This is a genomic window from Stutzerimonas sp. NM35, from assembly GCF_054604355.1.
On record NZ_CM137728.1, the window covers coordinates 3,297,362 to 3,311,154 of the forward strand.

The window sequence follows — 13,793 nt, forward strand, 5'->3', positions numbered from 1 at the left end:
TTCAGGCGACCTCGTGCGCAGCGGCCATCAACGCCTCGATCTCGGCGACGCTTTTCGGCACGCCGCCGGTGAGAATCTCGCAGCCGGCCTTCGTCACCACCACGTCATCCTCGATACGCACGCCGATACCGCGCCATTTCTTCGCCACCAGCAGGTTGTCCGCCGCGATATAGATACCCGGCTCGACGGTCATCGCCATCCCCGGTTCGAGCACGCGCCACTCGCCGCCGACCTTGTAATCGCCGACGTCGTGCACATCCAGGCCCAGCCAGTGGCCGGCGCGGTGCATGTAGAAGGGCTTGTAGGCTTCGCTGGCGATCAGCTCGTCGACGCTGCCCTGCAGCAGACCCAGCTCCACCAGCCCGGCGGTGATGACCCGCACCGTGGCCTCGTGGGCTTCGTTCCAGTGTTTGCCGGGGGCGATATGGTTGAAGGCTTCCTCGTTGGCCGCCAGCACCAGCTCGTAGATGGCCTTCTGCTCGGGCGAGAATCTGCCGCTGACCGGGAAGGTGCGGGTGATGTCGCTGGCATAGCAGTCAATCTCGCAGCCGGCGTCGATCAGTACCAGATCACCGTCCCTGAGCGGCGCGTCGTTCTCGCGGTAGTGCAGGATGCAGGCGTTGCGGCCCGCCGCGACGATGGAGCCGTAGGCCGGCATCTTCGCCCCGCCCTTGCGGAATTCGTAGTCCAGTTCGGCTTCCAGATGGTACTCGTACAGTCCGGCGCGGCTGGCCTGCATGGCACGGATGTGCGCGCGCGCGGAAATCTCCGCCGCATGCCTCATCACCTTCACCTCGCTGGCCGACTTGTACAGGCGCAGGTCATGCAGCAGGTGGTCGAGGGCGACGAATTCGTTAGGCGGCTGCGCGCCCTGGCGCGCCTTGGCACGGATGCTCTTGATCCACTCCATCAGGCGGTGGTCGAAGGCCTCATTGGTGCCGATGGCGTAGTAGACGCGCGAACGCCCCTCGATCAGGCCGGGAAGGATGTCGTCGATATCGTTGATGGGAAAGGCATCGTCCGCGCCGAATTCGTCGATGGCGCCGTCCTGCCCGGCACGCAGCCCGTCCCACAATTCACGCTCGGGGTCGCGCTCGCGGCAGAACAGCACGTATTCGCCGTGCTCGCGCCCCGGTATCAGCGCAATCACCGCCTCCGGCTCGGGAAAACCGGAGAGATACTGGAAATCGCTGTCCTGGCGGTAGATGTGCTCGACGTCGCGATTGCGGATATACATCGGCGCCGCCGGCAGGATGGCGATGCTGTTGGGTTCCATCTGCGCCATCAGCGTCTTGCGACGGCGGGCATATTCCGATTTCGGGATGCGAGTCATGGGTGAAAGGAGTTCCTCAATGCAGGGAGGGCTTGGCTGTCGGCGCCAGCGGCTTGGCGCATTCGGTGAACAGCAGCAGCGGCGCGACACGCAGATACTCCATCACCTCCATGTAATCGCTTTCGCCATCCTCGGATTCTTCCAGCGCGCCCTGCACCTGGGCGATAGCCACCATGTCCTGCAGCACTTCCATGGCTTCGCCGCTCAGCGCGCGATCACCAGCGATCAGCCCGAAACCTGCAAGAAAGCTCTGGCACCATTGCCCCAGCGCCAGCGCACGCTCGGCCAGCGGAGCTTCGTCGGACGGCAACAGCAGCACGATGGCGATATCGTCACCAGCCAGTTCCCCCTTGACCATTTCCTGCAGGCCGATCAGGGCCTGACGCACCGACTCTTCGGGCTCGCCACCCAGCAGTTCGCCGGCATCGAGCAGCCAGGGTTCGATGTCGAAGCCGGCGCCGGCGCAACTGCGGCCCAGCAACAGGCCATGCAGCTCTGCAGGAGTAACGGTCAGCGGGGTGTCGGCCAGCAATGTGGCGAAGGCAGCATACGGTGAATTCTGAATGGGCATTGGCAGCTAGGCGCACGAGGGCGCTATGTCTAGAATGAAGGCCTCGTATCCTAGCACCGGCGAACGAGCCAAGACCATCGAAGCGAGACCTGCCGGTACTCGCCTCAATCATCGGGAATTCCATGGTAGACGCCGACCTGCAATTGCTGAGCGCCCGGCTGGAGCAACTGATTCAGCGCATCGAGCAGTTGAAAGTACAGAATCGCCTGCTGCTGCACAGCGAACAGGCGTGGCGCGAGGAACGCGCCCAGCTGATTGAAAAGAACGAAATGGCACGCGTGAAGGTCGAATCCATGATTTCGCGCCTGAAAGCCCTGGAGCAGGACTCATGACCCAGCCGAACACCGTTACCGTGCATATTCTGGACAAGGAATACTGCATCGCCTGTCCCACCGAGGAGCGCAGCAACCTGGAAGGTGCCGCGAGCTACCTGGACCGCAAGATGCGCGAGATTCGCAGCGGCGGAAAAGTGATAGGTGCCGACCGCATTGCGGTCATGGCAGCCCTGAACATTACCCACGAATTGCTGCACAAGCATGACCGCCTGGATGCCGAGGCCAACAGTGCGCGCGAACACGTACGCACCCTGCTCGAACGCGTCGACAGTGCGCTGACCGACCCAAACTCTTCCGGCAACTGATGAACGGTTCACGGATTGCGTTATAATCCCCGCACCTCCCTGGCATGTTCGCCAGTCGGCGATGACCCTCTCCCGATAAGCAACATCCTGGAGGCTACATGTGGTGCCGGTGTGCATGTCCGCTTGACGGAAAGCCTTAAGGTATCCTGTAGTCGCCACCTTGAACTCTCGGGTTCAAGGGCCTACGCGGGCAGCGGCATGCTGGGGAGTCTTTTTTCATGATCGCCGCCGAAGGCCTTTCGCGCCTGGCGTTGCGCCGCTTGCTACGGCATGAACGCCGCAACCTTTCACCCACCCAGCAACGCCTCGCCGCACAGCGACTCCATCGCCAGTTGGCACAACATCCCCTGTTCCGCCGCGCACGGCATATTGCCCTCTACCTGCCCAACGATGGCGAGATCGATCCGCGCCCGCTGCTGCGCGCCGCACAGAAAATGGGCAAAGCCACCTATCTGCCGGTCCTCAACGCCTGGCCGCGAACCCGTATGGTGTTCCAGCGCATCCTGCCGGGCGAACGCCTGAAACCCAACCGCTTCGGCATCGCCGAACCGATATTCTGCCCGGCGCGCCAACAACCGGTCTGGACGCTGGACCTGCTACTGATGCCACTGGTGGGGTTCGATGAACACGGCGGCCGCCTGGGCATGGGTGGCGGCTTCTATGATCGCAGCCTGGCGTATCGCTCAAGGCGCAAAAAAAGTCACAAACCGACGCTTTTAGGGCTTGCCCATGAATGTCAGAAAGTTGATCGCCTGCCGCTAGCAAGCTGGGATGTTGATTTGCAGGCGGCGGTAACAGACAGAAGCTGGTACGTGAAACGGGACAGAACGTCCGAAGGAATGTAGCGAGCCGCATCCGTGCGGCGCAGCCGATTCAGCGCTGGAGTTGCTGCGAATGACTGATAGGGATCATTGGTGCCGAGGCTTCAGAGCGCTCCCACAACCCTTGGGTATAGCCCGTGGTGACTACACCCAAACCGAAAACCAGTACCAGGATCCAAAGAATATCCGGCTTGCGTTTCATAATGATGTTCGCCTCCCCCTGCCAGGCGAATAGTCCCTGCCAAGCCATATCATTTTTAGTTTTCAGGCTCGACAACACCCACCTCAAGCGCGGCATTCTCCGCTATGCCTCCATGCAGTGCAAACACGCATCGGGACCGATTGTCGGGGAATGTGCGTTCGAGAACCCTTTCAAGCGAACCACAGCGAGCAAATAGCATGCCCTACTGGCTGATGAAGTCCGAACCCGATGAATTCTCCATTCGCAATCTCGAACAACTCGGCCACGCACGCTGGGATGGCGTGCGCAATTATCAGGCCCGCAACTTTCTGCGCGCAATGGCTCAGGGCGACCGTTTTTTCTTTTATCACTCCAGCTGCGCAACGCCCGGCATTGCCGGAATCGGCAGCATCCTCCGGACGGCCTATCCGGACCCCACCGCTCTCGATCCCGAGAGCCCTTACTTCGACGCCAAAGCCAGCGAGACGAAAAATCCCTGGTGCGCGGTGGAGGTCGGTTTCGTCGAGGTTTTCCAGTCGGTCATGACACTATCCCGACTCAAGGCCGAACCGGCGCTTGCGCAGATGCCCCTGGTGCAAAAAGGCAGCCGGCTTTCAGTGATGCCTGTCAGCGAGACGGAGTGGCAGGCCATTCTGGCCATGCGCTGAGCGGCAAACGGCTCTCTACTGGATAATCAGGTTGTTGAACAAGAGATCATCCACCAGAGGGCTGCCCTCTTCCTGGGCAAGTACCGCCTGCACCTGCTGCAGGGCTTCCTTGCGCAGGATTTCCTTGGCCTCGACGCTCCCCAGGCTGGCATCGGTCTGCTGCGAAAACAGCATCACCAGCTGATTGCGAATCAGCGGTTCATGGTGCTTGACCCTGGCCTCGGCCTCGCTGGAGCCAATACGCAGGGCAACGTCCGCCTTGTAATACTTCAACTTCCCATCCGCACCGTAGTTGCCAACCAGCGCGGGCACCAGGGTGTAGTAGATGGTTTTTGTCGCTGCCGTATCGGCTGCGGATTTTTCGGCCAGGGCCGGCGTCGCCAGGCCAAGCGCCAGACAGAAAGCAAGGATGCGCGTCACGGGAAGACTCCAGGGGAGAACGACCGCCAGCATAACCAGTGCCAGGCGCGGACCCAAGCCCGGCCTTATGTATTGCCATCATGACGGACCATGCTCATTGCGCCCGCAAGGCAGCCTTCTAGACTGAACGAGCCCAAACGTTCTCGAAACCATGAAAAAGGAAGCCCGATGAAAGCCGTTCTGTGCAAAGCCTTCGGCCCGACCGAAAACCTCGTTATCGAAGACGTCGACAGCCCCTCGATCAGGAAAGGCGAGGTACTGCTCGACGTGCATGCAGCCGGGGTCAACTTTCCGGACACCCTGATCATCGAGGGCAAATACCAGTTCAAGCCTGCCTTTCCCTTTTCACCGGGTGGCGAAGCGACGGGCGTGGTGGCCGCAGTGGGTGAAAGCATCACCCATCTGAAGGCCGGCGACCGGGTGATGGCGCTGACCGGCTGGGGCGGCTTCGCCGAGCAGGTCGCAGTGTCTGGCCAGAACGTGCTGCCGATTCCCGCTGAAATGGATTTCACCACCGCAGCGGCCTTCGGCATGACCTATGGCACCTCGATGCATGCGCTCAAGCAGCGCGCCAACCTGCAGCCCGGCGAAACCCTGCTGGTGCTCGGAGCCTCCGGGGGCGTCGGCCTGGCGGCGGTGGAGATCGGCAAAGCCATGGGGGCTCGCGTGATTGCGGCAGCCTCGACCACCGAGAAGCTGGAAGTCGCCAGAAACGCCGGCGCCGACGAACTCATCAATTACAGCGAAACGAATCTGAAGGAGCAGTTGAAGGCGCTCACCAACGGGCAGGGCGTGGATGTAATCTACGACCCTGTCGGCGGCACGCTGTTCGTGGAAGCCTTTCGCAGCATCGCCTGGAACGGTCGCATGCTGGTGGTGGGATTCGCCGCCGGCGGCGAAATTCCGGCGCTGCCGGCCAACCTGCCCCTGCTCAAGGGCGCCTCGCTGATCGGCGTATTCTGGGGCGCTTTCGCCCAGCGCCAGCCGCATGACAATGCCGCCAACTTCAGGCAATTGTTTGCCTGGTACGCCGAAGGCAGACTCAAGCCGCTGGTCTCGCAGACATTTCCACTGGAACAGGCTGGCAAGGCGATCGATACGCTCGGCCAACGCAAGGCGGTGGGCAAGCTGGTGGTGCAGGTAAGGTAGGTTGGATTAGCCGAAGGCGTAATCCGACGAACAAGGCGCCGGCCTTTACCGCGCCTGACAGCCCGCTCGCCGGGTCGGTGAAGCGTGACTCGATCTACGATCAGTGCGCGGTAGCCTCGCCAGCCTGCTGGATACGCTCCATCTCCTGGGCGTAGAGCGCATCGAAGTTCACCGGCGCCAGCATCAGGGCCGGGAAGGAGCCACGGGTGACCAGGTTGTCCAGCGCTTCGCGGGCGTAGGGGAACAGGATGTTCGGGCAGAAGGCGCCCAGCGTGTGGCTCATGGCCTGGGGCTCCAGGCCCTTGATCAGGAAAATTCCGGCCTGCTGCACTTCGGCGATAAAGGCGACTTCTTCGCCGGTCTTCACCGTGACCGAGAGGGTCAGCACCACTTCATGGAAATCGCCTTCCAGCGTCTTCTGGCGGGTGTTCAGATCCAGCGCAACGCTGGGATTCCATTCCTGACGGAAGATCTCGGGGCTTTTCGGCGCCTCGAAGGAAAGGTCGCGGACATAGATGCGCTGCAGGGAAAACTGTGCGCCCTGCTCTTCCTGAGCGGCGGCTGCGCCGTTGTTTGCTTGTTCAGTCATGTGAAAGCCTTCTCGCTGTGCATGTTGTATTGGATTCCCTGCCCGGACCTGGCATCCGGGCACCCTGTCAGGTCGTTGAAAAAACCACCTGTTGCGGCAAATCAGCCCTGAAGCATCGCATCCAGACGCCCTGCACGCTCCAGCGCGTGCAGTTCATCACAGCCACCGACGTGCCGGCCTCCGATCCATATCTGCGGTACCGAAGTGCGCCCGGCCTTGCTGGCCATTTCGGCACGCAAGGCCGGCTTGCCGTCCACTGGAATTTCATTGAAGGCAACGCCCTTGCGCTGCAGCAGGCTCTTGGCCCGCACACAAAACGGACACCAGGCGGTGGTATAGATGACGACTTCAGGCATGTTTATTTGACCACTGGCAGATTGTCGCCGCGCCAGCTGGACATCCCCCCAGACAGCTTGACGGCAGTGAAGCCCGCCTTCTTCAGCTCGCGACAGGCCGTTCCGGCGTGCTGGCCCATGGCATCGACGACGATGATCGTCCTGGCCTTGTGCTTTTCCAGCTCGCTCAGTCGGCTGACCAGTTTTTCGTGGGGAATGTTCAATGCATCGACGATATGACCCGCATCGAACTCCTTCTTGGCACGCACGTCCAACACCACGCCTTCGTCACGGTTGACCAGCCCCGTCAGCTCCCGGCTGCCCAGGCTCTTGCCACCCTTCTGCGCTTCGGTGATGGCGAGCAGAACGAGCAATGCCAGGAAGATGCTGACAAGTACATAGTTGTTAGAGACGAATTCAATCAGGTTAGCGACCATCTACAAGGTTCCCGGAGGGTAAAATCCCGGCAGTATACACAGCCCCCTTTGCCGGCTGAACCCTGCCAATCGTGTAGAATCGCTGCCCTTATTCGCGCCCTCGTACAAGGAGCCAGATAAATGCCCGCCGCGCCCAAACCCCTGGTACTGATCATCCTCGATGGCTTCGGACACAGCGACAGCCCCGAATACAACGCCATCCATGCGGCCAGCACTCCGGTTTATGACCGTTTGCGCGCTACCCAGCCGCACGGGCTGATCTCCGGCAGTGGCATGGATGTCGGCCTGCCGGACGGCCAGATGGGCAACTCGGAAGTCGGTCACATGAACCTTGGTGCGGGCCGCGTGGTGTACCAGGACTTCACACGCGTGACCAAGTCCATCCGCGACGGTGATTTCTTCGCCAATCCAGCCATCTGCACCGCCGTGGACAAGGCCGTCTCCAGCGGCAAGGCCGTACACATCCTCGGCCTGCTATCGGATGGCGGCGTACACAGCCATCAGGACCATCTGGCGGCCATGGCCGAACTGGCGGTCAAGCGCGGCGCCGAAAAGATCTACCTGCACGCCTTCCTCGATGGCCGCGACACACCGCCCAAGAGCGCGCAAAGCTCCATCGAACTGCTGCAGGCCACCTTCACCCGCCTGGGCAAGGGCCGCATCGCCAGCCTGATCGGACGCTACTACGCCATGGACCGCGACAATCGCTGGGACCGCGTGCAGCAGGCTTATGAGTTGATTGTCGAGAGCAAGGCCGAGTACCAGTCCGACTACGCGGTGGACGGCCTGATCGCCGCCTACGAACGCGGCGAAAGCGATGAATTCGTCAAGGCCACCCGCATTGGCGAGGCGGTACACGTCGAGGACGGCGATGCCGTGGTGTTCATGAACTTCCGCGCCGACCGCGCACGCGAGCTGACCCGCGCCTTCGTCGAGCCCGGCTTCAAGGAATTCCAGCCCGCTCGCACGCCGCAACTGGCCGGCTTCGTCATGCTCACCCAGTATGCCGCGAGCATTCCCGCCCCTGCCGCCTACGCGCCCGAAGCGCTGACCAATGTCCTCGGCGAATACCTGGCCAACAATGGCAAGACCCAGCTACGCATCGCCGAGACCGAGAAGTACGCCCACGTCACCTTCTTTTTTTCCGGTGGCCGCGAAGAGCCCTTCGCCGGCGAAGAACGCATCCTGATCCCTTCGCCGCAGGTCGCCACCTATGATCTGCAACCGGAGATGAGCGCACCCGAAGTCACCGACCGCATCGTCGATGCCATCGACAACCAGCGCTTCGATGTCATCATCGTCAACTATGCCAATGGCGACATGGTCGGCCACACCGGCGTATTCGAGGCGGCAGTCAAGGCGGTGGAATGCCTGGACAAATGCGTCGGTCGTATCGTCGAAGCGCTGGACAGGGTCGGTGGCGAGGCGCTGATCACCGCTGACCATGGCAATGTCGAGCAGATGGAAGACGTCATGACCGGCCAGGCACACACCGCGCACACCTGCGAGCCGGTGCCCTTTATCTATGTTGGCAAGCGCGCTTTGAAGATCCGTGAAGGCGGCGTACTCGCCGACGTAGCGCCGACCATGCTGAGCCTGCTGGGGCTGCCGGTTCCGGCGGAGATGACCGGGCGCTCGATTGTTGAACTCGGCTGACGGTTGCCAGGGGGATGCCGCTTCTGACTTCACCGCTGCAGGTCGGGTCGATGGAGCGTGACCCGACCTGCAGCCCGCACCCGGCGATCTACTTTGTAGGTCGGATTAGCCGCAGGCGTAATCCGACGATCTGAAGACGTAATCCGACAACCCGAAGCCTGTAAGGCGGGTTTCACCCGCCTTACAGCTTCCGACTCACTTTTTAGGCATACTACGGCGGTCGTCGACCGCTCGGTTACACCCGCCATGCCCCGTTTAATTCTCGCCTTCGCGTTTTTCTGCCTGCTCGGCCCGGTCGTGGCGGATGAACGCGCAGCAGCGCGCCAGCAGATAGAAGCCGCTCGCAAGGACGTCGCCGAGCTGCAGAAACTGCTCAAGCAGATCGAGCAGGAAAAGTCTGCCGTACACAAGCAGCTGCAGACCACCGAAAGCGAAATGGGCGAACTGGAAAAGCAGGTGGATTCGCTGCAGCAGGAAATCGATCGCAGCGAAGCCGAGCTGGAACGTCTCAACGAAGAAAAGACCACCCTCGAAGGCGCCCGCATCGAACAGCAGCGACTGATCGGCATCCAGGCCCGCGCGGCCTATCAGAGCGGTCGCCAGGAATACCTCAAGCTGCTGCTCAACCAGCAGAACCCGGAAAAATTCAGCCGCTCTCTGACTTATTACGACTACCTGAGCAAAGCGCGCTTCGAGCAGCTCGAACGCTTCAACGAAACCCTGCGGCAACTGGCGACCGTCGAAACCGGCATCGAGCGGCAACAGGCAACCCTGGGCAAGCAGCAGGATGGCCTGAAGCAGCGTCAGGTCCAGCTGGCCGAAGTTCGCAAACAGCGCCAGCAGACCCTGGCCAGACTGGACAAGGACCTGTCCAGCCGCGACCGCAAGCTCAAGGCGCGCCAGCAGGAACAGGCGCAGTTCGAGCGAGTACTCAAGACCATCGAGGAAACCCTGGCGCGCCAGGCCCGCGAGGCCGAGGAACAGCGCCAGCGCGCCCTGGCCCTGGCACGCGAAGAACAGGCGCGCCAGCAAGCATCCGGCAACACCGCAGCAACGCCTTCAGGCCCGCTCGTCTCCAGCGCTGGCGCCAGCTTCGGCGGTCCTTTCGCCAATGCCAGGGGCAAGCTGCCCTGGCCCGTCGACGGACGCCTGGTCGCCGGCTACGGCACTCCGCGCGGCGGCGACGCTCGAACCAAATGGGACGGGGTGCTGATCGGCGCCGCCATCGGCACCCAGGTGCGCGCCGTGCACGGTGGCCGCGTGGTGTTCGCCGACTGGCTGCGCGGTGCCGGGCTGCTGGTGATTCTCGACCACGGCAACGGCTATCTGAGTCTGTATGGCCACAACCAGAGCCTGCTGCGCGATGCCGGAGAAATCGTCAAGGCCGGCGACCCCATTGCCACCGTAGGGAACAGTGGCGGGCAGGAAGCCGCTGCACTGTATTTCGCCATTCGTCAGCAGGGTCGCCCGAGCGATCCGGCGCAATGGTGTCGCGCACAAGGCTAGCAGGCCGTTGAAAAATGTAGGCGAGGCAGGCAAGACAAGGCAAAAACAGGCGAGATACGCAGCGCAGCGAAGTAACAGCCGCAGGCTGGCCCGCAGGGTAAGCGCAGCGAATCAAGCGGAGTTTAGTGCTCTAATAAGCATTACTCACTTCGTTCGCCCTTCGGGCCGCGCTGAAGCGCGTTAGCCGCAAGCGGCTTTCCGAGCCTGTTTTTAACGCAGTATTGCCAACGCAGGTAGTTTTTCAACGGCCTGCTAGCCAAGCCACCGAATGCGCTCTCTTACAACCGGAGTTCGACAATGCTTCACCCGCGCCGTTTTGCCCGCCCTTCAATGCTGATCCTGGCCATGCTGCTGGGCATTCACGGCAGCGCCTGGGCCCAGCAGCCGCCAGCCGACATGGCGCCAGTGCCGGAGGTACGAGGCGCGTCAGCCGCCAAGGCGCCGCTGCCACTCGAAGAGCTGCGCACCTTCGCCGAGGTGCTGGACAGGATCAAGGCCGCCTATGTCGAGCCGGTGGATGACAAGACCCTGCTGGAAAATGCCATCAAGGGCATGCTGAGCAACCTGGACCCCCATTCGGCCTATCTCGAACCCGAGGCCTTCGCCGAGCTGCAGGAAAGCACCAGCGGCGAATTTGGCGGCTTGGGCATCGAAGTGGGCGTTGAAGACGGCTTTATCAAGGTAGTCTCACCCATCGATGACACCCCGGCCTCCAAGGCCGGTATCGAGGCAGGCGACCTGATCGTCAAGATCGACGGCAAGCCGACCAAGGGCATGACGATGATCGAGGCGGTGGGCATGATGCGCGGCAAGCCCGGCAGCACTATCAACCTGTCGCTGGTTCGCGAGGGCGGCAAGCCCTTCGACGTCAAACTGACCCGCGCCATCATCCGGGTCACCAGCGTCAAGAGCCAGCTGCTCGAGCCCGGCTATGGCTATCTGCGCGTCACCCAGTTCCAGATCAATACCGGAACCGAAGTGGGCAAGGCCCTGGCGCAGCTACGCAAGGAAAACGGCAAGAAACTCGACGGACTGGTACTGGATCTGCGCAACAATCCGGGCGGCGTGTTGCAGGCTGCCGTGGAAGTGTCCGATCACTTCCTCACCGACGGTCTGATCGTCTATACCAAGGGCCGCATCGCCAATTCAGAACTGCGCTTCAATGCCGACCCGGCGGACGCCAGCGAAGGTGTATCGCTGGTGGTGCTGATCAACGGCGGCAGCGCCTCGGCCTCGGAGATCGTCGCCGGCGCCCTGCAGGACCAGAAACGCGCCGTGGTAATGGGCACCGACAGCTTCGGCAAGGGCTCGGTACAGACCGTCCTGCCGCTGAACAACGACCGCGCGCTCAAACTCACCACCGCGCTCTACTACACGCCCAATGGTCGATCCATCCAGGCCCAGGGCATCGAGCCGGACATCGAAGTGACCCGCGCCAAGCTGACCCGTGAGCAGGCCTCCGACAGCCTGCGCGAAGCGGATCTGGCCGGCCACCTGGGTAACGGCAACGGCGGTGCTGATCGTCCCAGCGGCAGCAAGACAGCCGGCGATTCACCGCGCCCGCAGGACGAGGATTACCAGCTCGGCCAGGCGCTCAACCTGCTCAAGGGATTGAACCTCACCCGTGGCAAATAAGGGTGCTTCGCGCATCCTTGTGGCTGCTGATCGGCCTGCTACCACTGCTGTGCCACGCCGCGCCGCCAATCGATGAGACACCCTCCGAGAAACCCCGGCTGGCGCTGATTATCGACGACCTGGGCCAGAACCCGGCGAGGGATGGGCGCGTGCTGGCATTACCCGGCCCGGTCGCGCTCGCCATCCTGCCGGACAGCCGCCATGCCGCTGCGCTTTCCGAGCGCGCCCATGCCGCCGGCAAGACGGTCATGCTGCACCTGCCGATGGCGCCCGCTGGCGGCCCTTACGCCTGGCGACCGGAACTGCCCCAGAGCGAACTCCAGGCCAGGCTCGACAGCGCCCTCGCGGCAGTACCGCACGCCAGCGGGGTAAACAACCACATGGGCAGCCAGATGACCGACCAGCCGCAGCCCATGGCTATGCTGATGGCGACGTTGCAGCAGCGCCACCTGTTCTTTCTCGACAGCCGTACCAACCCACACACCGTGGCCGCCGCCACCGCCCAACGTTTCGGACTGGCGAGCCTGTCACGGGACATCTTTCTCGATGACGATCCCCGTCCGGAGGCAGTCGCCCGGCAATTCGCCACTGCAATCGGACTGGCCCGCAAACAGGGCTCGGTGGTCATCATCGGCCATCCGCATACCAGTACCCTGGAACTGCTGGAACGCGAACTGCCACGTTTGCAGGCCGCAGGCATCGAATGGGTGGACGTCGCCCAGATGATCGCCACACGCGGCAACCGCGCCATGATTGCTCATGGTCGTGGAGGCATCTATCGCTAGGGGAAGCTACGGGGTTGTGCCAGATTCCCGTCAAGCTTTTCCTCTGGTTTCACCTCCGCTCGTCGGGTCGGTGAAGCGTGACCCGACCTACGGCTGGAAGCTGGGCAGGATCGCTCCGGGACAATGCCGATCAAGCTTTTTCGTCCAGCCTTCCAGCTTCAAGTGCTTTTATCGGCTTCTCCGCCCTTCCCCTCAGCGCATCACGATGCCGCAGCTGGCCATGTAGGCCTTGGCTTCGGGAATGCTGTATTCGCCGAAGTGGAAGATGCTCGCCGCGAGCACCGCGTCGGCCTTGCCTTCGAGGATGCCGTCGGCCAGGTGTTGCAGGTTGCCGACGCCACCGGAGGCGATCACCGGAATGCACAGCGTCTCGCTGATGGCGCGGGTCACGCCCAGGTCGTAGCCGTTTTTCACGCCGTCCTGGTCCATGCTGGTCAGCAGGATCTCGCCGGCGCCGAGGTCTTCCATTTTCTTCGCCCAGGCCACCGCATCCAGCCCGGTGGGCTTGCGTCCGCCATGGGTGAAGATTTCCCAGCGCCCCGGTTCGCCCGGTGCCGAGACCTTCTTGGCATCGATGGCGACGACGATGCACTGCGAACCGAAACGCGCAGCCGCCTCGCCGACGAACTCGGGGTTGAACACCGCGGCGGTATTGATCGAGACCTTGTCGGCACCGGCGTTGAGCAGGTTGCGGATGTCCTGCACGGTGCGCACGCCACCGCCGACGGTCAGCGGAATGAACACCTGGCTGGCCATGCGCTCGACGGTGTGCAGCGTGGTGTCGCGGTTATCGACGCTGGCGGTGATGTCGAGGAAGGTAATCTCGTCGGCGCCCTGCTCGTCGTAGCGCCGGGCGATCTCCACCGGGTCGCCGGCATCGCGGATGTTCTCGAACTTGACGCCCTTGACCACGCGACCGTTGTCCACGTCGAGGCAGGGAATGATGCGTTTTGCCAAAGCCATCTCGGAGTTTCCACCTATGCCGCTGAATACATGATCGCTGGAGGCCAGAGGCTGAAGGCTGGACGAAAAGGCAGCTCGATCATCGTCCAGCCTCCAGCCTCAAG

17 protein-coding genes and 1 other RNA gene are annotated in these 13,793 nt (G+C 62.4%); 10 read left to right on the plus strand and 8 right to left on the minus strand.

What is annotated here, in order from left to right:
- Position 1: 1 nt before the first annotated feature.
- Positions 2–1,333: a Xaa-Pro aminopeptidase gene (gene pepP / locus ACYCFC_RS15160; protein WP_459652112.1), complete on the minus strand. Its 1,332-nt coding sequence runs from the start codon at positions 1,331–1,333 to the stop codon at positions 2–4.
- A 16-nt stretch (positions 1,334–1,349) separates the two neighbouring features.
- Complete coding sequence (locus ACYCFC_RS15165; protein ID WP_181082508.1) at positions 1,350–1,904, minus strand: YecA/YgfB family protein; 555 nt, start codon at positions 1,902–1,904, stop codon at positions 1,350–1,352.
- Between the two features lie 122 nt (positions 1,905–2,026).
- On the opposite strand from ACYCFC_RS15165, the gene ACYCFC_RS15170 reads away from it, so the two are divergent.
- The 4 genes from ACYCFC_RS15170 to ACYCFC_RS15185 all read left to right on the plus strand — a co-directional run bounded on the left by ACYCFC_RS15170 (position 2,027) and on the right by ACYCFC_RS15185 (position 3,389).
- Positions 2,027–2,236, plus strand: coding sequence for a TIGR02449 family protein (locus ACYCFC_RS15170; RefSeq protein ID WP_181082509.1), 210 nt, complete (start codon positions 2,027–2,029; stop codon positions 2,234–2,236).
- Positions 2,233–2,544 carry a cell division protein ZapA gene (locus tag ACYCFC_RS15175; protein WP_181082510.1) on the plus strand — a complete coding sequence of 104 codons (312 nt, stop codon included), beginning with the start codon at positions 2,233–2,235 and terminating at the stop codon, positions 2,542–2,544. Before ACYCFC_RS15170 ends, ACYCFC_RS15175 begins: the two co-directional genes overlap by 4 nt.
- A gap of 33 nt (positions 2,545–2,577) precedes the next feature.
- A non-coding RNA gene (ssrS, locus tag ACYCFC_RS15180) (6S RNA) lies at positions 2,578–2,756 on the plus strand.
- A gap of 6 nt (positions 2,757–2,762) precedes the next feature.
- Complete coding sequence (locus ACYCFC_RS15185) at positions 2,763–3,389, plus strand: 5-formyltetrahydrofolate cyclo-ligase (RefSeq protein WP_459652113.1); 627 nt, start codon at positions 2,763–2,765, stop codon at positions 3,387–3,389.
- A gap of 28 nt (positions 3,390–3,417) precedes the next feature.
- On the opposite strand, the gene ACYCFC_RS15190 is transcribed toward ACYCFC_RS15185, so the two are convergent.
- Positions 3,418–3,642 (minus strand): hypothetical protein, encoded by a 225-nt coding sequence (locus ACYCFC_RS15190; protein ID WP_181082602.1) that lies wholly within the window; start codon positions 3,640–3,642, stop codon positions 3,418–3,420.
- A gap of 122 nt (positions 3,643–3,764) precedes the next feature.
- On the opposite strand from ACYCFC_RS15190, the gene ACYCFC_RS15195 reads away from it, so the two are divergent.
- A complete protein-coding gene (locus ACYCFC_RS15195) occupies positions 3,765–4,214 on the plus strand; it encodes an EVE domain-containing protein (RefSeq protein WP_459652114.1) in 450 nt (149 codons plus the stop codon).
- 15 nt (positions 4,215–4,229) lie between these two features.
- Here ACYCFC_RS15195 and ACYCFC_RS15200 read toward each other — a convergent pair whose 3' ends face one another.
- On the minus strand, positions 4,230–4,667 hold the full coding sequence (locus tag ACYCFC_RS15200) for a flagellar basal body-associated protein FliL (protein ID WP_459652115.1): 438 nt from the start codon (positions 4,665–4,667) through the stop codon (positions 4,230–4,232).
- Between the two features lie 135 nt (positions 4,668–4,802).
- On the opposite strand from ACYCFC_RS15200, the gene ACYCFC_RS15205 reads away from it, so the two are divergent.
- Positions 4,803–5,783 (plus strand): NADPH:quinone oxidoreductase family protein, encoded by a 981-nt coding sequence (locus tag ACYCFC_RS15205; RefSeq protein ID WP_459652116.1) that lies wholly within the window; start codon positions 4,803–4,805, stop codon positions 5,781–5,783.
- 100 nt (positions 5,784–5,883) lie between these two features.
- On the opposite strand, the gene secB is transcribed toward ACYCFC_RS15205, so the two are convergent.
- The 3 genes from secB to ACYCFC_RS15220 all read right to left on the minus strand — a co-directional run bounded on the left by secB (position 5,884) and on the right by ACYCFC_RS15220 (position 7,144).
- Positions 5,884–6,372, minus strand: coding sequence for a protein-export chaperone SecB (gene secB / locus ACYCFC_RS15210; RefSeq protein WP_181082515.1), 489 nt, complete (start codon positions 6,370–6,372; stop codon positions 5,884–5,886).
- Between the two features lie 101 nt (positions 6,373–6,473).
- The gene (gene grxC, locus ACYCFC_RS15215; protein WP_181082516.1) at positions 6,474–6,728 is read right to left on the minus strand and encodes a glutaredoxin 3; all 255 of its coding nucleotides are present in this window, start codon (positions 6,726–6,728) and stop codon (positions 6,474–6,476) included.
- A 2-nt stretch (positions 6,729–6,730) separates the two neighbouring features.
- On the minus strand, positions 6,731–7,144 hold the full coding sequence (locus ACYCFC_RS15220; RefSeq protein ID WP_181082517.1) for a rhodanese-like domain-containing protein: 414 nt from the start codon (positions 7,142–7,144) through the stop codon (positions 6,731–6,733).
- 120 nt (positions 7,145–7,264) lie between these two features.
- Between ACYCFC_RS15220 and gpmI the strand changes: the two genes are divergently transcribed.
- The 4 genes from gpmI to ACYCFC_RS15240 all read left to right on the plus strand — a co-directional run bounded on the left by gpmI (position 7,265) and on the right by ACYCFC_RS15240 (position 12,726).
- Complete coding sequence (gene gpmI, locus ACYCFC_RS15225) at positions 7,265–8,800, plus strand: 2,3-bisphosphoglycerate-independent phosphoglycerate mutase (protein ID WP_181082518.1); 1,536 nt, start codon at positions 7,265–7,267, stop codon at positions 8,798–8,800.
- A 246-nt stretch (positions 8,801–9,046) separates the two neighbouring features.
- On the plus strand, positions 9,047–10,306 hold the full coding sequence (locus tag ACYCFC_RS15230; RefSeq protein ID WP_459652117.1) for a murein hydrolase activator EnvC family protein: 1,260 nt from the start codon (positions 9,047–9,049) through the stop codon (positions 10,304–10,306).
- Positions 10,307–10,603: 297 nt separating this feature from the next.
- Entirely contained in the window at positions 10,604–11,941 is a 1,338-nt protein-coding gene (locus ACYCFC_RS15235) for a S41 family peptidase (protein WP_459652118.1), read from the plus strand.
- 2 nt (positions 11,942–11,943) lie between these two features.
- Positions 11,944–12,726 (plus strand): divergent polysaccharide deacetylase family protein, encoded by a 783-nt coding sequence (locus tag ACYCFC_RS15240; RefSeq protein ID WP_459652119.1) that lies wholly within the window; start codon positions 11,944–11,946, stop codon positions 12,724–12,726.
- Between the two features lie 192 nt (positions 12,727–12,918).
- Here ACYCFC_RS15240 and hisF read toward each other — a convergent pair whose 3' ends face one another.
- A complete protein-coding gene (gene hisF, locus ACYCFC_RS15245; RefSeq protein ID WP_459652120.1) occupies positions 12,919–13,689 on the minus strand; it encodes an imidazole glycerol phosphate synthase subunit HisF in 771 nt (256 codons plus the stop codon).
- Positions 13,690–13,793 lie beyond the last annotated feature (104 nt).